Origin of the sequence: Peristeroidobacter soli (assembly GCF_004138485.1) — a bacterium.
Taxonomy (GTDB): Bacteria; Pseudomonadota; Gammaproteobacteria; order Steroidobacterales; family Steroidobacteraceae; genus Steroidobacter; species Steroidobacter soli.
Genome location: NZ_RYEV01000009.1, coordinates 199,777 through 217,560, shown reverse-complemented (window position 1 = coordinate 217,560; position 17,784 = coordinate 199,777). Strand labels below are relative to the sequence as shown.

The 17,784-nt window shown below is 62.8% G+C and carries 17 protein-coding genes; 11 read left to right on the top strand and 6 right to left on the bottom strand.

Annotated features, from left to right (window positions below; all coding sequences use genetic code 11):
• Positions 1-49 precede the first annotated feature (49 nt).
• Positions 50-640 (top strand): HupE/UreJ family protein, encoded by a 591-nt coding sequence (locus tag EKO19_RS33905; RefSeq protein WP_129781861.1) that lies wholly within the window; start codon positions 50-52, stop codon positions 638-640.
• A gap of 5 nt (positions 641-645) precedes the next feature.
• On the opposite strand, the gene EKO19_RS33900 is transcribed toward EKO19_RS33905, so the two are convergent.
• The 5 genes from EKO19_RS33900 to EKO19_RS33880 are packed head-to-tail and all read right to left on the bottom strand — an operon-like array spanning position 646 to position 4,851.
• On the bottom strand, positions 646-1,410 hold the full coding sequence (locus EKO19_RS33900) for an enoyl-CoA hydratase-related protein (RefSeq protein ID WP_129781860.1): 765 nt from the start codon (positions 1,408-1,410) through the stop codon (positions 646-648).
• Positions 1,410-2,309, bottom strand: a complete 900-nt coding sequence (locus EKO19_RS33895; RefSeq protein WP_129781859.1) for an amidohydrolase family protein — start codon at positions 2,307-2,309, stop codon at positions 1,410-1,412. Before EKO19_RS33895 ends, EKO19_RS33900 begins: the two co-directional genes overlap by 1 nt.
• Positions 2,306-2,944: a carboxymuconolactone decarboxylase family protein gene (locus EKO19_RS33890; RefSeq protein WP_129781858.1), complete on the bottom strand. Its 639-nt coding sequence runs from the start codon at positions 2,942-2,944 to the stop codon at positions 2,306-2,308. Before EKO19_RS33890 ends, EKO19_RS33895 begins: the two co-directional genes overlap by 4 nt.
• A gap of 33 nt (positions 2,945-2,977) precedes the next feature.
• Positions 2,978-4,204, bottom strand: a complete 1,227-nt coding sequence (locus tag EKO19_RS33885) for a CaiB/BaiF CoA transferase family protein (protein ID WP_129781857.1) — start codon at positions 4,202-4,204, stop codon at positions 2,978-2,980.
• Entirely contained in the window at positions 4,201-4,851 is a 651-nt protein-coding gene (locus EKO19_RS33880; RefSeq protein ID WP_129781856.1) for a glutathione S-transferase family protein, read from the bottom strand. The genes EKO19_RS33885 and EKO19_RS33880 overlap by 4 nt, the downstream gene beginning before the upstream one ends.
• A 149-nt stretch (positions 4,852-5,000) precedes the next feature.
• Between EKO19_RS33880 and EKO19_RS33875 the strand changes: the two genes are divergently transcribed.
• From EKO19_RS33875 to EKO19_RS33850, 6 genes are read left to right on the top strand one after another with little or no spacing between them, the layout of a single operon-like run.
• On the top strand, positions 5,001-5,942 hold the full coding sequence (locus EKO19_RS33875) for a D-2-hydroxyacid dehydrogenase family protein (RefSeq protein ID WP_129781855.1): 942 nt from the start codon (positions 5,001-5,003) through the stop codon (positions 5,940-5,942).
• A gap of 48 nt (positions 5,943-5,990) precedes the next feature.
• Complete coding sequence (locus tag EKO19_RS33870; protein WP_129781854.1) at positions 5,991-6,968, top strand: phosphoglycerate dehydrogenase; 978 nt, start codon at positions 5,991-5,993, stop codon at positions 6,966-6,968.
• 9 nt (positions 6,969-6,977) lie between these two features.
• Positions 6,978-7,847, top strand: coding sequence for a fumarate hydratase (locus EKO19_RS33865; RefSeq protein WP_129781853.1), 870 nt, complete (start codon positions 6,978-6,980; stop codon positions 7,845-7,847).
• Positions 7,848-7,856: 9 nt separating this feature from the next.
• Entirely contained in the window at positions 7,857-8,483 is a 627-nt protein-coding gene (locus tag EKO19_RS33860) for a fumarate hydratase C-terminal domain-containing protein (protein ID WP_129781852.1), read from the top strand.
• Positions 8,484-8,511: 28 nt separating this feature from the next.
• Positions 8,512-9,723, top strand: a complete 1,212-nt coding sequence (locus EKO19_RS33855) for a mandelate racemase/muconate lactonizing enzyme family protein (RefSeq protein ID WP_175597291.1) — start codon at positions 8,512-8,514, stop codon at positions 9,721-9,723.
• 1 nt (position 9,724) lies between these two features.
• A complete protein-coding gene (locus EKO19_RS33850; protein WP_175597290.1) occupies positions 9,725-10,894 on the top strand; it encodes an enolase C-terminal domain-like protein in 1,170 nt (389 codons plus the stop codon).
• Positions 10,895-10,962: 68 nt separating this feature from the next.
• Here the strand turns inward: EKO19_RS33850 and EKO19_RS33845 are convergent, their stop codons facing one another.
• Positions 10,963-13,761 (bottom strand): TonB-dependent receptor plug domain-containing protein, encoded by a 2,799-nt coding sequence (locus tag EKO19_RS33845; protein ID WP_175597289.1) that lies wholly within the window; start codon positions 13,759-13,761, stop codon positions 10,963-10,965.
• 185 nt (positions 13,762-13,946) lie between these two features.
• Here EKO19_RS33845 and EKO19_RS33840 point away from each other — a divergent pair, with 185 nt between their 5' ends.
• Genes EKO19_RS33840 through EKO19_RS33825 form a run of 4 tightly spaced genes read left to right on the top strand, consistent with a single transcriptional unit; the run spans position 13,947 to position 17,776 of the window.
• On the top strand, positions 13,947-14,945 hold the full coding sequence (locus EKO19_RS33840; RefSeq protein ID WP_129781848.1) for a TauD/TfdA family dioxygenase: 999 nt from the start codon (positions 13,947-13,949) through the stop codon (positions 14,943-14,945).
• Between the two features lie 18 nt (positions 14,946-14,963).
• Entirely contained in the window at positions 14,964-15,953 is a 990-nt protein-coding gene (locus EKO19_RS33835) for a D-2-hydroxyacid dehydrogenase (RefSeq protein WP_129781847.1), read from the top strand.
• A complete protein-coding gene (locus tag EKO19_RS33830) occupies positions 15,950-16,843 on the top strand; it encodes an ABC transporter permease (RefSeq protein ID WP_129781846.1) in 894 nt (297 codons plus the stop codon). The genes EKO19_RS33835 and EKO19_RS33830 overlap by 4 nt, the downstream gene beginning before the upstream one ends.
• 15 nt (positions 16,844-16,858) lie before the next feature.
• Positions 16,859-17,776 (top strand): ABC transporter permease, encoded by a 918-nt coding sequence (locus EKO19_RS33825; protein ID WP_129781845.1) that lies wholly within the window; start codon positions 16,859-16,861, stop codon positions 17,774-17,776.
• Positions 17,777-17,784 lie beyond the last annotated feature (8 nt).

The following is a 17,784-nucleotide window of genomic DNA, read 5'->3' as shown; positions in this document are numbered from 1 at the left end:
GGCTCTGAGATTTCATCGCCTACGTCATTCGACTCGAGGTTCGCACTCAATGTCATCGCTTCGCTCTCGGGTGGTTTTTTTCTTGGGGGCGGCGTTGCCCGCGAGCGCGCTGGCCCACACGGGCGGCGACGCGCATGGCTTCATCGCTGGCGCGCTGCATCCGCTGAGCGGCGTGGATCATCTGCTCGCCATGCTGGCGGTGGGATTGTTGGCCGGCATTTCCGGCGGGCGCACTAGGTGGCTGTTGCCGGCGAGTTTTGTCGTTGCCATGGGCACGGGCGCGCTATTGGGCGCCAGCGGGATCTACCTGCCCTTGATCGAAGGTGTCATCGCGCTCTCACTCATCGTCTTCGGACTGGCGCTGGCCGCCAAGCGACTTCTGAGTGCGCCGGCGCTGTTCGCGCTGACGATCGGTTTTGCCGTTTTTCATGGACACGCGCATGGGACAGAGATGGGCGTGGGGCTTTCAGCTACGACCTACGGCATCGGTTTCCTGCTGGCCACGGCGCTATTGCATGGCGTCGGCGTTTTGCTTGTGACCCGGTCCCTGTTGCCCCTGTCACGGCCGACATTGCTGTCTTGGAGCGGCAACGCGATCGCGGTGGTGGGTGTCTGCTCGCTCGGAGCACTCATTTTGTAGAGAGGTCAGCGGCCGACGAACACCGGCGCACGCTTTTCAACTACAGCACGGGTAGCCTCGCGGGCGTCTTCGGTGTGCATGAGTTCCGTGCTGTAGCGTTGCTCGCGAGCATAGCCTTCTTCCAGCGGCAGGCTCTCCGTCTCACGCAGCGCCTTCTTGCCGATGCGCAACCCCAGCGGGCTCTTCGCCGCAATCGTCTTCGCGAGCTCGAGCGCTGCCGCCTGCAGTTCGTCAGGTTCGACCAGCACATCGACCAAGCCGATGCGGTGCGCCTCGGTCGCGTCGATCGGCAGTCCGGTAAAGAACATACGTCGCAGCGCGCCCTGTGGGATCAACCGCCCGAGGTGCGCACCGCCGCCACAACGTCCGACGTTGATCTCGGGTAAGGCGAAGGTCGCCGCACGCGACGCGACGCGAATGTCGCAAACGGATGCAATGACGGCTCCCGCGCCCAACGCCGGTCCGTTCACTTCGGCAATCACCGGTACCGCGCAGTTGAGAATGGCGGAAAAGGTTCGTCGTACGACTGCCGCGTTTGCCGGGTCATCCTCGACTCGCGCGGCGAGAAACTCTTTCAGGTCTTTGCCGGCGCAGAACGCCTTGACGCTGGCGGAGCGCAGGATCGCGCAATTGATCTCGCTGTTGCCGCTGAGTGTCTCGAACACATCGCCGAGTTGTTCGTAGAGCTTGCCGGTCAAGGCATTCACCGGCTGCTTGTTGAGAGTGACCGTGGCGATCTTGCCGGCGATGTCGACGTGGATCTCATTCATCACTGGATTGTCCTGTCAAAGCGATAGAGCGATTGAGGGTTGTCGACGAGAATCATGTGCCGGAGCACGGCGTCATCGACCCACTCGCCAAACAAATCGAGCAGGCGGCCTGCGTCCGGCGCGCGCTCGTCCATTCTCACGAATGGCCAGTCCGATCCCCACAGCAGTCGCTGCGGATTCGCGTTCACCAACGCATCGTGAAACGGGCGCAGGTCGGGATAGGCCGGCGCCGCCGTCGAACGGCGACACACGGTCAGCTTGATCCAGATTCGGCCTTCTCGCAGCACCGCGAGCAGGAATTGAAAGGCCGGATCGTTCACACCGCGTCGGATGTCGATGCCACCCATGTGCTCGAGCACCAGCGGCACATCGAATGGCAGCAGCGATTGCAGCAGCCCGGGAATGCCTTCGGGCGAAGGCCACAATTGCGCGTGCATCGATAGTTCACGCATGCGAGAGGCGAGTGAGCCGAGTTGCTCGGCCGCGACGCTGCCCCGATAACGCTCGCCGTTGGGCAGTCGAGCCTCGGTGAAGCGCAGGCCGCAAACGCCGGCGTGCCGCATCGATGTCAACGCGGCATCGGCGGTCTCGCCGGTCGCGGTGCCGATGCCTCGGAGTCGCCCTCGCCCTCGACTCAGCGCATCGAGCAGCACTGAAAGATCCAAACCGTATGGCGCAGGTTGAACGATGACGCCGCGCTCGACGCCGAGCACATCCAGCGTTTGCAGATGCAAGGAGACTGGTGCCAACGGCGGCGCATAGCTGGCGGGACCAGCGAGAGGAAAGTCCGCGAGCGGTGCAAACACATGAGTGTGAGTGTCGCAGGCGTGCTTTGGTGTCGGCAGCGTCGGCGGCGACGGCATTCGCGGCGGAGCTTGTTCCATCGTCGCTGCGTTCATGCCGGCACAGTCCGCCCGGATTCGACCAAGCGTGCTTGCGCAAGCAACGTCGGTTGCGGCAGCGAGCCGCTGGTGCGGTCGATGGGGAGTGGCGCGATTCGCGTGGTCTGCTCGGGAAGCGGCACTTCATGAGCGTTCAGCGTCATTGCGACCATGCTGTAGTAGCCCACCAGCGCGGTCAGATCGACGACGCCGACAACGCCAAATCGATCGCGCACGGCATCGTAGGTGTCGTCGGTTGTCTGGCCGTGATGCAGTAGTTCGCGTGCGAATCGATAGACCGCGGCTTCCTCGGCATTGTTGAATTCCGGAACGCTAGCCGTGCGGATCGCTTCGATGACTTCGGCGGTGATACCCGCATCGCGCGCGACACGCGCGTGGACCTGCCATTCGAGTTGACTGTTCCAGTAGCGGCCTGCGCAAATGATGGCCAACTCGCGCAACGCCAGCGACAGGCTGCAGTTGAACCTCAGATATTCACCGAGGGCCTGCCAGGGATCCGCCAGCTCCGGCGAATGCAGCACCGCGCGCAGCGGCCCGATCACCGCACCTCTTGGGCCTGCGATGACCTTTTCATAGACACGCCGCTGCGCGGGAGTGAGCGTGGATTCGGCGATGGGGGCGATACGGGGCAAAGTGAGTTCTCCGGATGATCGTGCTGGACAGAGCTAAATCACGCCTCGTCGTTGCAGATCGCTCTGCTCGCCGGCGGCAATGCCGAGCTCGTTCAGCACGTCGGCGGTATGCTGTCCCAGTAGCGGTGGGGCGCGGTCGAAGCGAAGTGGCGCTTCCGTAAAGCGCAGTGGGCTGATCACTTGCGGCACCGTGCCCGATAGTGGATGAGGAACCTGCTGCAGCATCCGGCGGTGGATGATCTGCGGATCGTTGAACACGCCCGGCACCGTGTTGATCGGCGCGCACGGCACGCCGGCCACGGACAGCTTTGCATCCCAGGCCTGCATCGTGTCGGCGCGCAGTGCCGTCGAAACGATGTCCGTGAGCTCCGCTACATTGCGCACACGATCGGCGTTCTTTGCAAAGCGCACGTCGATCGCGAGTTGAGGTTGAGCGATGGCCTCGCAGAACTTCACGAACTGACCATCGTTGCCGACCGCAAGCGCGATGTGTCCGTCACGGCAAGCAAAGACGTCTTGCGGCTGGATGTTCGGATGGCTGTTGCCGGCACGCTTGGGCGGTTTGCCCGAGAGCAGATAGTTCATCGACTGATTGGCCAGGAACGCGGCCTGCACATCGAGCATGGCGATATCGATATAGTCGCCACGCCCCGTCTGTTCGCGGCGCGCGAGCGCGGCCAGGATGCCGACGGTCGTGTACATGCCGGTCATGAGATCGACGATGGGCACGCCGACTTTTTGCGGCCCGCCGCCAGGACGGTCGTCCCGCTCGCCGGTGACACTCATCAAACCGCCGAGCGCCTGGATCATGAAGTCGTAGGCCGCTTGGTGACTGCGCGGACCCGTCTGTCCGAAGCCGGTCACCGATGCATAGATCAGGCGCGGATTGATTTCGCGCAGCCGCTCCGGACCCAGATTGAATTTTTGCAGCGTGCCGACTTTGTAATTCTCCAGCAGCACATCGCTGCGGGCGGCGAGGGCGCGCACGATGTCCTGGCCTTCGGGAGTGTCGAGGTTCAACGTGATCGAGCGCTTGCCCCGATTCACGCAAAGGAAATAGCCGGAGTTGGCGGTAGCTTTGCCGTCCTCGTCCTTTAGGAAGGGCGGGCCCCACGCGCGGGTGTCGTCGCCTGCGCCGGGGCGCTCGACTTTGATTACGTCCGCGCCCAGGTCGGCAAGAATCTGGCTGGCCCAGGGACCGGCCATGATGCGGCTGAGGTCGAGGACGCGAATGTGAGAAAGCGGACCGGCGGTGTTCATGGCAGCTGCGCTCGCAAATTGCTCGGGGAGTCATCGACGATGCGCGTCGCGAGCACGGAGGGACGCTGTGAGAATCGTGCGAACCACGTTGCCAACAGAGGCTGTGAAGCGCGCCAGTCGAGATCTTCGAAGCGGAAGTCGAGATAGGCGAGGGCGCAGCCCATCGCGATGTCACCAATGTCGAAGCGATGCGCCGACGCGGCGGTCAGGTCCGTCGCCATCTGCTCGAGGCAGGCCCGTGTCTTGGTGTCAAACGCGGCGAGCAGCTCGTGCGAGGGGTGGCTGCGCTCACGCTCATTGCGCCACAAAGTCAAAATATCGAGCAGTCCGCTGCCGAGCGCGTTACGACGCAGAGCCTCCCATCGGGCCGCGCCGTCCGCTGGAAACAATGGCTGCTGGCGCTCGTCGCGGGTTGCCAGGCTGTCGAGGTATTCACAGATGACAGTGGAGTCGTACAGCACCACGCCATTGTCGAGTTTGAGAGTGGGAACTTTGGAGAGCGGATTGTCGGCCATGATGGCGGCGTTGGGCCGGGTCATGGCGGCGACGTTGCGAACCCGCTCGATGCGATCGGCCACGCCGCACTCGTGTGCGGCGATCATCACTTTGCGTACGAACGGCGATTTTGGCGACCAGTGCAGTTTCACGCGGCGAGTCCAGCCCGGAGTGCGGTCACCTTATCATGGTCTATAGGCTAGGAGAATGGTCTTTATAGGTCATAATGCTAGCCGGGCGCCCGCGCCGCGGAATGCCCCGAGTTTTCAGGTCCACGCCATTCGGCGGAAGGAAGTCGCGTATGTCCGTGTCCGTGGCTGTTCTCGATGACTACCAGAGGGTTGCCGAAGGGCTCGCGCCCTGGTCATCGCTTGGGTCGGGGGCCGTCGTTACGTTCTTCCACGAGCCGGCGCGTGATCACCGCGAGCTGGTTGCGCGGCTCCGACCTTTCGAGGTGCTGGTACTGATGCGTGAGCGCACCAGGCTCGACGCCGCGCTGATCGAACAGCTGCCGAACTTGCGACTGATCGTGAGTCCCGGCAAAACCAACGCCGCGATCGATTACGAGGCGGCGAAGCGAGCCGGTGTCGACATCGTGGGCACCGAGACAATACCGCACGCCACACCCGAGCTGACGTGGGCCCTGATCCTGGCGTTCGCGCGCAACCTCGTGCCGCAGGTCAATGAGGTTCGCGCAGGCGGCTGGCAGGTGGGCTTGGGGATGGAATTGTCCGGAAAAACTTTGGGTATTCTCGGCCTGGGCAAGGTCGGTGCGCGGGTGGCTCGATACGGCCAGGCGTTCGGCATGCGAGTCCTTGCGTGGAGTGAAAATCTCACGCGCGAAACTGCTGCCGGTTACGACGTCGAGTGGGTGGAAAGGGACGAGCTCTTTCGACGTGCCGACGTGTTGAGCATCCACATGGTGCTGAGCGCCCGCAGCCGCGGTCTGGTCGCAGACCGAGAATTGCGCCTCATGAAGCCGAGCGCGTTTATCGTTAACACCTCCCGTGGACCGATCGTTTCCGAACGGGCGCTCATCGCCGCGCTACAGGAGCACAGGATCGCAGGCGCGGCCTTGGATGTTTTCGACCAAGAGCCCTTGCCGCCGGAGCATCCGTTTCGCCGCTTGGATAATGTGCTCGCCACGCCGCATATCGGCTATGTCGGCCAAGCCAACTACCGCCATATCTATGGTCAGTGCGTCGAGAGCCTTCGTGCCTGGCTGTGCCGCCGGGCTGGTTGACCGGATTCATTGGGCTAGGTTATTGTCCTTTAGCTATGAGGGGGCAGTATGAATCAGCCGCGCCGTAAGGTTCTGATCACGGCTAAATCGCTCGCCGGCTCGCCGGCGGCGCTGGAGATTTTGCGTTCGGCAGGATGCGAGGTCGATCTGAAGATCACCCCCGCGATGCTGGCTGAGCAGGCGTTGATCGAGCACTGTCGGGATGTCGATGCCTTGGTCTTCACGATGGAGCCCGTGACCCGCCGTCTGATCGAGGCCGCGAAGAATCTCAAGGTGATTGCGCGCCCGGCGGTGGGCTATGACACGGTGGATGCCGCGGCGGCCACGGAAAGAAAAATCGCAATCACGATTGCCGCGGGCACCAACGACCAGAGTGTTGCCGACTTCACATTGGGGCTATTGCTGACCGCCACGCGTGGCATCTTGGATGCTGCCCAGGCTTGCCAGCAGCGCAAGTGGGAGCGCGTGACCGGTACCGAAACCTGGAGCAAGACGCTGGCGATCGTGGGGCTCGGAAGAATTGGCAAAGGCGTCGCACGACGCGCCCGCGGCTTCGACATGCGAGTGCTCGCGGTGGGCCGCAACCCCGATAGGGAGTTCGCCGCCGCTCATGGTGTGGAGATCGTTTCTCTCGAGACCGCGCTCCGCACTGCCGACTTCGTCTCTTTGCATGCCCCGCTCACACCGGATACCCGCCATCTCATCAACGAGCGTACGCTTGGCTGGATGAAACGCGGCGCTTACTTGATCAACACATCGCGCGGCGGCCTGGTCGACGAGCCGGCGCTCGTCGCGGCCGTTCGCAGCGGCCAGTTGGCCGGTGCGGCGGTGGATGTGCTGCAAGAGCAGGGCGCCAACAGTAAGAGCCCTTTGATCGGCGTCCCTGGCATCATCGTGACGCCGCACATGGCGACCTTCACGCGGGAAGCGATCGAGCGTGTGGCCATTTCGACCGCACGGAGCATCGTCGCCGTGCTGAATGGCGAACGGCCGTCTACAGTGGTCAATCGCGACATCTATGCTTAGCGAGTAGTCATGGCAGTCACTTACGATCTGGTGAAGGCCGTCACCGCGCAGCTTTACGACGCTTCGCTCAGGAAGATTCCAGAAGATACCAAGCAGGCGTTGGCGCGAGCGGGCCTGACCGAGCGCAGCGATACGGCTCGCAAGACGATTCGAGTGATGTTGGAAAGCGCTGCGGCCGCCGAGCGCCAGCATCACTTTGTCTGCTCGGACGCGGGTGTGCCGGTGTACTTCGTGCAAGTCGGCACGCGCGTGCAGTTCGAGGGCGATTTCAAGCGCGCCATCGTCGATGGCTTCGCTGACCTGGTGCGTACCATTCAGCCGCCGCTGCTTCAGCATGTCACGAATCCGCTGACGCTCGAGCGCGGCTATCACGGCAAGGACATGCCGATCGTCACATTCGATCTGCTCGACGGTGCCGACTATGTCGATATCACTTGCTCGCCCAAGGCGCTCGGCTCGGGGCGTTGGGCGGCGCTCGAAATTTTCAGCTTCCCCACGCTGGATGTCATTGAAAAGTACATCCTGGATGTGGTGTTGCGCGCCGGCTCCCAGCACTGTCCGCCGGTCGTCGTTGGCGTCGGCATCGGCGGCACGTTCGACTACGCGGCGAAGATCGCCAAGGAGGCGGTGCTCAGGCCCTTCGGCCAGCGGCATCCGGAGCCGATCGTTGCAGGGATGGAAGAGCGCCTGTTGCGTGCGGTGAATGCGACCGGCTTCGGTCCGATGGGCACCGGCGGCGATACGACCGCGATGGCGGTGCATATCAACTACGCTTCGGGTCATGGGTTCACGCCGGTCGCGGTGTGCTTCAATTGCTGGATCAATCGACGTGCGCGAGCGCGGATCTTCAACTCCGGCGAAGTGGTGTATTCGGAATAGGCTGTTGCCATGAGTACCACTCACCACCTGCGGACGCCCTTGAGCGAACCAGATGTTCGTTCGCTGGCGGTCGGCGATTTCGTCTATCTGAAGGGCGAGATCACCCTTTGCGCCGGCTTGCCGACGCATGAGCGGCTCATCTCTCATCTGGATTCTGGCGCGGCGCTGCCGATCGACCTCAACGGCGCTGTGCTGCTTCACTTCGGCGGATACAACAGTGAGAGCGACGGCACCTTCGATGTGCGCTACATGAATCCGACCACGAGCACGCGCTTCAATCCCTACATGCCCCGGTTGATACGCTCCTTGGGATTGCGTGTGGTGGGCGGCAAGGGCGGGTTGGACGCGGCTTCTGCGCAGGCGATGAAGGAGCAGGGCTGCGTCTATTTGTCGTTTCCCGGTGGCGCCTGCACGCTGTACACCAATGCCATTCGAGAAGTCGTGACCGTGGCCTGGCAGGACTTCATCTTTCACTACCGGCTGGTGAAGTTGCGAGTGGAGGATCTCGGCCCCGGCACGGTTGCGATCGATGCGCACGGCAACAGTGTCTATGACAGTTTGCAGTCTCAGGCCGAGAGCCGCATGCCGCAGATCCTCGCGGACCTTGCGGCGAGTCGCAACGAACGAGCCCGCTGAGAGCGTCACGACGCGTTTTGGGGAAGGCATGAAGATCACTGCGCTTGAAACGATCCACGTCGATGGCGGCTGGGCCGTCTTCTCCTATCTGAAGCTGTCGACGGACAGCGGTCTGGTCGGGTGGGCGGAATTCAGCGGGCATGACACGATTCCGGCCGTCATTCAGTCGATGGCCGCGCGCGTCCTGGGACGAGATCCCACGCATCTCAACGAGATCGATGCGCTGCTTTATACATTGCAGCGTCCTGCCCCGGGGGGGCTGGTGGCCCGCGCTGCCGGCGCGATTCTCAATGCCTGTCTGGATGTGGCCGCGAAGAGCCTTGGAGTGCCGGTGCATCGGCTGTTGGGCGGTGCCGTTCGCGAACGCGTGCCTGTTTACTGGTCGCATTGCGGACTGTTTCGTCTCTCTTACGCCAATCTCTTCGAGCAAGTGATTGGCAAGCCCGCGGTGCGCACTCTGGATGATCTGCGTCGCTGCGGCGAGGAGGTGGCGGCTGCTGGCTATCGTGCGTTGAAGACCAACCTGTTGCGATTCGATGGTCCGAAACCGACGACCTACAGTCCCGGCATCGGGCGCGGCAGTTTGCGAGGCCATCCCGAGTTGAATGTCGACGATCGAATCATCGCCGCGCTGGTCGATCAGCTCAGCGCGCTGCGAGCGGGTGCCGGCAACGATGTGGCTTTGCTCGTCGATCTGAATTTCAATTACAAGCCGGAAGGGTTCCGCCGTCTCGCACGCGCCGTCGAACGCTTCAATCTGATGTGGCTCGAGATGGACATGCCCGATCCGCAAGCGCTGGCTGGCATCCGCAACTCCACTCACACGCCCATCGGCTCTCTGGAAATGCAGTTGGGTCGAAAGAACATCCGACCGTTCCTCGACGCCGGTGCGGTGGACGTAGCCATCGTCGATCCGCAATGGAATGGCGTGCTCGAATCGACCAAGATGGCGCATCTTGCCGACACCTATGACGTCAACGTCGCCGCGCATTGCTCCGCTGGGCCGCTGGGTGCGTTGATGAGTGCACACTTCTGCGCGGCGATTCCCAATTTTCGCATCATGGAGTACGAAGCGGACATGGTGCCTTGGGGGACGGACTTGTTGACCGCGCCCAACCGAGTCGAGAACGGCGAGTTTGTGTTGAGCGATGCTCCCGGTTGGGGCGCGGATATCGATGAAGAAGTGGCACGCGCGCATCCCGGCAGCAAAGGACCGTCCGGCAAGCGGGCGGATGCTTGAGATGAAGATTCGATCCGTCGAGACGCTTCGGCTCATCCGCGCTCATACTCTGCCGGCGCCGCTTCCCAATGCGCCGGGTGCTGGTGCACGCGTCGTTGGCGTGCCGTTTCCTATTCACAAGTACCCAGAGTTCGGGCGGACTCCGGCCACGACGCCGGGCGAAGTCAGCGGCGAAATGTGGGTGCGGGTGACGGCGGAGAATGGGGAGTGGGGCCTCGGGCATACGCATTGGGGCGACTACGCCGCGCCGCTGGTCGATAAGTTCTTCGGGCCGCTGCTGGTCGGGCGCGACTGCTTCGCGATCGAGCTGCTCAACGATCTGATGTGGCGCTCGGCGCAACGTTTCGGCGCGACCGGCGTGGCATCGCTCGCGCGTAGCGCAATCGATCTGGCACTGTGGGACCTCAAAGGAAAAGTATTGGCGCAACCGGTTTATCGTTTGCTGGGCGGCCCCTGTCGGAGCACGCTCGATTGCTACGTGACGGCCGGCAATCTCGAATGGGCACGCGAGCTGGGTTTCAAAGCCTTCAAGATGCGCAACTCCGCCCACTATGACGATGGCATCGAGGGCATCAATCGACTCGAGGAACAAGTGGCGAAGGCGCGTGAGCTGGTCGGTCCCGATGCCGATCTGATGCTCAACCCGGTCATGTCCTTCAATGTCGAATATGCCATTCGAGTCATGGAGCGCTTGCGCCCCTACCGATTGCGCTGGGTGGAAGAGCCGCTCATGCCCTACGACACGGAAGGGTTGGTGAGATTGAAACAGGCGGTGCCCACGCTGCCGATCGCAACTGGCGAGGATCATCACGGCCGGCACGCGTTTCGCGAGCTGGTGGAACGGCGCTGCGCGGACGTGCTTCAGCCCGATATTCGCTGGGCCGGCGGCCTGTCGGAAGTCATGAAGATCTACACGATCGCGGAGGCTGCCGGCATTGCCACCATTCCTCATGGCGGGGGCGGCATGCCCGCCGGCCAGCACTTCGCTGCGGCGACGGCGGAATCCACGCTCGTCGAGTACGTCCTGCGCTCGCCGCCCGGCGTGTCGTTGCAGGATGCGAATCGCATCCCGGGAATGCCTGTGCCGCGCGATGGCAAGTTGGTGGTGTCCGATGCGCCGGGCTTTGGAATGGAGTTTCTGCCCGAAGATTTTGCGCCCTGGTCCGTCTGAGCGCACGTTCGTAACGCCCTCGATCGCGAAGCGTGGATTTTCATCCACGCCTCGCTTTCGGCATCGCCTCAGAATTTCACTCGCATGCCCAGTTGATAGCTACGTCCGAGCGTGTCGTAGTACTGCCCGTTCGTGGCGACGTTCAAAGAAACGCTCGGCACCGGCGGCGGATCTTTGTCGAAGGCATTGCGAACCGAGGCAAACAATTGCACCGAGCCATTGAAGTCATAGTCGGTGAACAGGTTCAAGTAGGTGACCGCCGGCACATGATTCAGATTGCTGGTGGTCGTGGGTGAGGTATTGAAGGTGTTGTCGATCCTGCCCGAGGACACATAGGCGAGCTGCGCTGTGGTGCTGAATCCTCCCAGGGCATAACCCAGCGATGCGTTGATGCGCGCACGCGGGGTCGCGTAAGTGTTGATCGCGCTGTTCTCTCCCGAGCGGTCGATGGCCGCCGCGCCGGTACCGGTGTCGACCAGGACATCGGTCGTGTAGGTGCCGGTCAGGCTGGTCTGGACGTTTCCTGGCAGGAACGGCAGCGGGAAGCGGTACGAGAGCGCGACATCCACGCCTTTCACGCGGACGCTCGCCAGATTCTGTACGCCGAGATTCAGTGCTGTCGGTGGACCGGCGGGGCTGAACGTGAAAGCCGAACAGTAGAGCGTGTCACCCGCGTTACAAAGGCTGGCGGCGGCGGTGGAACTGAGCGATGTGATCGCGTCCTGCACGTCGATGTCGTAGTAGTCGATCGACGCGCTGAATCCTGGAAGAGACACAGGCTCGAAGACCACCCCGAGCGTGGAAGTGTCGGACCGCTCGGGATCGAGGTTCTCATTGCCGGCGGTAATGTTGACCGGGATGTTGCTGGTGTAAGTCGTGCCAGTGCCGGGATTGCGCACGCTCACGCTGTTGTTCGTAATCGAGCCCGGGCTGTTGAGCTCGAACAGCGCGGGGGCACGGATGTCGCGCGATCGGGTGCCCCGAAAACGCAATCCCGAGATCGGCTGGTAAGTCAGGCCCGCTTTCCACGTGGTCTGCGTGTCGACGGTGCTGTAGTCGGCAACGCGCACGGCCGCGTTGAGATCGAGTGACTTCGCGAATGGAGCATCGTCCAGCAGCGGTGTCACGGTTTCGAGATATACCTCCTTCACGTCGAACGAACCCTCGAACGGTGCGGCGTTGGCGATGAGGAAACCGCCGACCGCGCTGATCGCATCCGCCGTGACGCGCTCTTTCTCATGCCGATATTCGAGGCCGGCCGCCACGGCAATCGGTCCTGCCCAGCTCGAGAAGGGTTGACCGTGCAAGTTGAATGCGGCCGTCGTCTGGTCATAACGCGCCTCGGAGCGGGCGGTCCCCATGACGTAGGCCTTTGCTTCGGCGGAGGGGGAGCCTTCGCCGAAGAGATTGATCGGCATGCAGCCTGCGGCAGCCGTGGGATTGTACGTGGTGCTGCCAGGCACCAGCGCGCGACAGACGATCTGACCATTGTTCAGAACCGCGTCGGTCGCATAGTCGAGTCTCTGGCGAATGGCATTGCCGGAAGTTTCATTCGTGTACCGGTTGCTGCCCCAGCCCACGTGTCCATCCCAACTCCAGATCGAGCCGAAGCTGCCTTCCGCTCCGAGTGCGAAATGCGGCGTATCGTTGTGGACTATCGCCGGCCCGTTGACACCATTCGTGTTCAGGTCATAGCTGATGCGGTTGAACGTGAAGCTGCCGTTGGGCGCCATGGCCGCGGCGATCTGTGGATACAGCTGATTCAGAAAAGCGTTGTCCGCGCGGATCGTGCCGCCCGTGATGCGTGCGGGGAGGGGATTGAGCTCGGTTCGCAGCATGGAGTAGGAGCCGACTGCGTAGATGTTCAACGTGTCGCTCACGTCATATTGAACACGGATGTAGGGATCGAACCGCTCGATGCCCGGCGACAGGGACAGACCTTTGGCCTGCGAGGCGCCTTGGCCGCCGATCATGGACGTGCCGCTGACGATCGAACCTGTTTGAAAGGGCGTGACCGTGCCGTTCGACTGGAATTCATAGTTTCGGAACGGAAAGCTCGCCGGACCGGTGATGAGCGCTCCGGGCGAGCTGTAGATGTGCACATCCGGAACGATCAGATTGACCGGCAGTCCGTTGCTGGCGGATGCGGAGTTCGTGACGATCTGATACTCCTTGCGTCCCCAATCGCGGCTGTAGATATCGCCGACTGGGTCCGAGCGGGTGTGATCGAACGCTGCGACGACATGTAGGCGATCGTCGAAGAAGCTCTGACCCGCAATAGCGCCGACGCGGTAGTTGTCGCCATCGCCGCGCTCGGTCATGCCGCCTTGTGCGGTGACCTGCACGCCGTCGAACCGCTTGCGCAGCAGGACGTTCACGACGCCGCCCACCGCATCCGATCCCCATTGAGCGGAAGCGCCTCCCGTGACCACATCGACGCGCTCGACCATGAGCGAAGGAATCTGATTCAAGTCCGGTGCGACGGGGGTGCCGGTATTGCTCGCGGGCGCTTGCGGCACGACGCGCATGCCGTCCACCAGCACCAGAGTGCGGTTGGGGCCCAGGCTGCGCAGGTCCGCCTGGTTTGCTCCGGGGAGTTGGGTCTTGACCCCGTTTGCTGCCGGCGAGGCGGAGGGCTTGAAGGCGGGAATCGTCATCAGCACGTCGGCAATGTTGGTCGCCTGAGTGCGCTCGAGATCCTCCGCGTTGACGACGGTGGTCGGCGTCGGTGCGCTGAAGCCAGCCACATTGGCGCGTGTTGCGGTGACAATGACTTCCGTAACGCCATCATCCGCGGCAGCATCGACCTGCTGCGCGGATGTGGCGCCACTGAACGCTGCGGCGGCGAGCCCGGATACGCCGAGCAATCGCTGAAAAGTCGACCGTTCTAGCCGATCACCCCTGGAGCAGATTCGCATGCTTCATCCCCTAGTCTGGCTGGTGTAGTGCTTGGCTTTCGACGCCATTTCGACAATCTATAGCACTGCTAAAGTTGAAAGGCTAGTTTTATAGCATTATAGTCGGACGCCGCAGCCAAGGGGATTGAACCGACATGACCAGTATTCACCGCCAGATCATCGACCACCCGAATGCATGGACGCCCGCGACCGCGAACAAGTCCACGTTTTCTCACCCGCTTTCGCCGGAGCAGCTCGCCGCGCTGGATCGATTGCTGGCGGCCACGCGGGACACGGCGCCCCTTCGTGTTACGAGGGCTCAGTTCGAGGATCCGGCGATCAACGCGCTGATGGACGAAGTGCGCGAGATCATCATGCACGGCTGCGGGGTGGTCATCCTGACGGGCCTCACGCGCGATCGATATAGTGACGAGGATTTCGAGCGCATCTATTGGGGACTCGGCACGTATCTGGGGCGCGGGCTTCCCCAGAGCCGCAAGGGCGACTTGCTCGGCTACGTGCAAGAAGAGGAGGAGAATCCCACCGACCGTGGTTATCGCAGCTCGGCGGCTCTCGGCATGCACACGGACGCCTTCGAGCTCATCGGCCTCATGTGCGTCCAGCGCGCGGAGTCCGGTGGCGAGAGCAGCCTCGCCAGCGCGCTGACGATTCACAATGAAATCCTGCGTACGCGGCCGGAGTTGCTGGAGCCCTTATATGAAGGGTTCTACTTCACGTTGCAGGAGCTGCAATTCACCGAACGCCCCACGACGCCGGACAAAGTACCGGTGTTCTGCAATGTCGACGGCGTCGTCAGCTGTAACTATGCGGCCTCGTACATGCGGCGCGCCGCGGAGCTGCGCAAGATTCCTTTTCCCGCCGAGCTGGATGAGGCGCTGAAGTATTTCGACGCCGTCGCGACCAGCCCGGAGGTGCGGGCCGAATTCCTGCTCGAGCCGGGCGACATTTTTCTCTGGAACAACTACACCCATTTGCATTCCCGCCGCGCGTTCAAGAACTCCGCGGAGCGCAAGCGGCTGCTGCTGCGACTCTGGCTCGATGTGGCGAATGGTCGGCCGGTGACGCCGGGTTTGACGCTGCGAGGCCGCTCGTTCGAGTGGATCTACAATCAGCCGGCGGCCGCGGCGGGCTGAGCGAACAGGAGCGAATCGATGCGAATCGTGGTCTGGGTTCCTGTGCCGATGTACAAGAAAGCGATTCTCGACCGGATCGGCGGGGCCTCGGGCGTCGAGCTGATCGTGATCGACGATCCGAGGGAGCTCGGGCCGGTGCTCGATGGCGCCGAAGGCATGATCTCCGGAGGAGCGTCCAAATACACAGCGGAAGTCGCGGCGACGATCCAGGAGCGAGGCACGTCGCTGCGATGGTTCCAGACCGTGGCGGCCGGCAACGATGGGCTGGCGACCCACGGGATTCGCGCCGGCGTCACCGTTACCGGCAGCGGAGGGCACAACGCGCCCGTGGTTGCCGAGCACGCCGTGGCTCTACTGCTCTCCATCGCGCACGCGGTCCCGGACTTCGTTGCTTATAAAGGGCGGCACACCTGGGGCGGAGATTTCCGGCAGCGATACAAGTCTTTGTACGGCCAGACGGCGACCGTGCTGGGCTTCGGTCACATCGGCGTCGAGATTGCAAAGCGCTTGAAGGGATTTCAGATTCGCGTGTTGAGCGTGACGCGGTCGGGCTCGTCGCATGAATTGGCGGACGAGTCCTTCAGCACGAAGCAGTTGCACGCGGCGCTGGCCAAATCGGATGCGGTGATGCTGGCCTTGCCGTTGACGGACGAGTCGCGTCACATCGTGAACGAGTCGGCGCTGGCGGCGATGCGTCGCTCGGCCTACCTCGTCAACGTGGGCCGGGGCGGGCTCATCGATCAAAGAGCACTCGCGGCTTCCTTGAGCTCGGGCGGCATCGCCGGGGCCGCAGTCGATGTCACCGATCCGGAACCTCTGCCGGCGGACGATCCGCTCTGGGACGCGCCGAACCTGATCATCTCGCCCCACTGTGGTGGCGGCGGTAGCACGTTGTCACCGCAACGCCTGGCCGATACTGTAGAGCGCAATCTTCAGCGCTTCGTGGCGGGCAAGGCTCTGGAGAATGTCCTCACCTTTCCGACGAGCTCCGGAGCAAGCCGAGAATGACTGGCGAAATTGCGCTGCCGAACCGCGGCGCTGCGTGGCCGCGAGTGGTCAAGTGGGCGTCCGGGCTGCAGCGCCTTCCCTGGTTGGCCATTCTCATGATCGCGCCGGTCCTGATTTTCGGTGTATTCGGCCCCTGGATCTGGCCGCACGATCCAGCACTCATCGATCTGGCGAACACCAAGCAGCCGCCTGCGTGGCTCGATGGCGGCGATTGGAGCCACCTTCTCGGGACCGATAGTTTCGGGCGAGATCTGTTCAGCACGCTCATCGACGGCGCGCGGGTCACTCTCATCGTTGCGGTCGTGGGCACGCTCGGGTCCGCGCTGATCGGGGTGACGATTGGATTGGTCGCCGGATTCTATGGCGGCAGGGTCGACGCGCTGCTGATGCAGCTGGCGGACGTCAAGATGTCGATTCCGGCGACGCTGCTCATCATCCTGCTCGGCGGTGCGATCGGAGCCGGCCTCGCCACCATCGTCATCAGCATCGTCGTGTTGTTCTGGGCGAGCTTCGCCCGGGTGATCCGCGGACAAACACTCACTCTTCGCGAACGCGGCTATGTGTCGCTGGCACGTGTGGCCAACTGCAGCGACTACTGGATCATCACCCGGCACATCCTTCCCAATCTGCTCGGCACCTGTATCGTGCTGATCACCATTCAACTCGGGCGTGCCATCGTTACCGAGGCGGGCATCAGCTTTCTCGGGCTCGGTGTGCAACCTCCAGACAGCGCATGGGGATTGATGGTGTCGCAAGGGCGCACGTTCCTGGCCACGGCCTGGTGGATTCCCGCATTCCCCGGACTTGCGATCACGTTGACCTGTCTCGGCTCCAACCTGCTCGGCGACTGGCTGCGCGATGCGCTGGATGCCAGGGCCAGCTTGCTCTGAGCGTCAGGAGGCGCGATGCTGTTTTATTTCTTTCGACGGCTCGGGCGAGCCCTGGTCACGATCGTCGGTATCTCCGTGATCGTATTCGTCGTCGCACGGTTGTCCGGCGACCCGACGTTACAGCTCGCACCGGAAGACGCCACGCCCGAGGAGCTTGCGCAGATCCGTAGCGAGCTCGGGCTCGATAAACCCATCTGGATGCAGTACGTCGTGTTCGTCGAGCATGTCGCGCAGGGCGACTTCGGCACGTCGATTCGTTATCAACAGCCGGCACTGTCGCTGGTGCTGAGTGTGTTGCCCGCGACGCTGCAGCTGGGGTTGTCAGCCTTTGTGCTCTCGACGATCGTCGGCGTGTTGCTAGGCGTGGTCACCGCGCTGAAGCGGGACACCTGGATAGACAGTGGCCTGCGCGGCGTAGTCGTCGTAGGTCAAGCGGCGCCGAGCTTCTGGCTCGGCATGATGCTCATTCTGTTGTTCTCCGTGGAATTGCAGTGGCTACCCTCGAGCGGCCGGATGAGCCTGGCGCACATGGTGCTGCCGACGATGGCGCTCGCTTTGAGCTCCGTCGCCGTCGTCCTGCGACTCACGCGCTCGGCGATGCTCGAGACGATGAGCGCCGACTACATTCGTTTTCTCCGCAGCAAAGGCATGTCCAAGTCGCTCATCGTCTGGAAGCATGCGCTGCGCAACGCGTCCATTCCCGTCATCGCGGTGTTGGGGCTGCAACTGTCCTATCTCATCGGTGGCGCGGTCATCGTCGAGACCGTGTTCAACTGGCCGGGCGTCGGCCGCTTGATGGTCGAAGCCTTGAACGCACGCGACTTCGCGGTCATTCAGGCGGGGGCGTTGCTGGTGTCCTTCTTCACCGTCGGCGCGAACCTGCTCGTCGATCTGCTGTTCGGTCTGGTCGATCCTCGAATCCGCTATGAGTAAAGCCGATG

Excerpts from the sequence above, each read along its gene's own strand:
- EKO19_RS33885 (WP_129781857.1), bottom strand. The coding sequence starts at position 4,204 with ATGAACACCGCCGGTCCGCTTTCTCACATTCGCGTCCTCGACCTCAGC.
- EKO19_RS33870 (WP_129781854.1), top strand. The coding sequence starts at position 5,991 with ATGAATCAGCCGCGCCGTAAGGTTCTGATCACGGCTAAATCGCTCGCC.
- EKO19_RS33835 (WP_129781847.1), top strand. The coding sequence starts at position 14,964 with ATGCGAATCGTGGTCTGGGTTCCTGTGCCGATGTACAAGAAAGCGATT.
- EKO19_RS33855 (WP_175597291.1), top strand. The coding sequence starts at position 8,512 with ATGAAGATCACTGCGCTTGAAACGATCCACGTCGATGGCGGCTGGGCC.
- EKO19_RS33860 (WP_129781852.1), top strand. The coding sequence starts at position 7,857 with ATGAGTACCACTCACCACCTGCGGACGCCCTTGAGCGAACCAGATGTT.
- EKO19_RS33875 (WP_129781855.1), top strand. The coding sequence starts at position 5,001 with ATGTCCGTGTCCGTGGCTGTTCTCGATGACTACCAGAGGGTTGCCGAA.
- EKO19_RS33825 (WP_129781845.1), top strand. The coding sequence starts at position 16,859 with ATGCTGTTTTATTTCTTTCGACGGCTCGGGCGAGCCCTGGTCACGATC.
- EKO19_RS33840 (WP_129781848.1), top strand. The coding sequence starts at position 13,947 with ATGACCAGTATTCACCGCCAGATCATCGACCACCCGAATGCATGGACG.
- EKO19_RS33905 (WP_129781861.1), top strand. The coding sequence starts at position 50 with ATGTCATCGCTTCGCTCTCGGGTGGTTTTTTTCTTGGGGGCGGCGTTG.
- EKO19_RS33895 (WP_129781859.1), bottom strand. The coding sequence starts at position 2,309 with ATGAACGCAGCGACGATGGAACAAGCTCCGCCGCGAATGCCGTCGCCG.
- EKO19_RS33850 (WP_175597290.1), top strand. The coding sequence starts at position 9,725 with ATGAAGATTCGATCCGTCGAGACGCTTCGGCTCATCCGCGCTCATACT.
- EKO19_RS33830 (WP_129781846.1), top strand. The coding sequence starts at position 15,950 with ATGACTGGCGAAATTGCGCTGCCGAACCGCGGCGCTGCGTGGCCGCGA.
- EKO19_RS33865 (WP_129781853.1), top strand. The coding sequence starts at position 6,978 with ATGGCAGTCACTTACGATCTGGTGAAGGCCGTCACCGCGCAGCTTTAC.
- EKO19_RS33900 (WP_129781860.1), bottom strand. The coding sequence starts at position 1,410 with ATGAATGAGATCCACGTCGACATCGCCGGCAAGATCGCCACGGTCACT.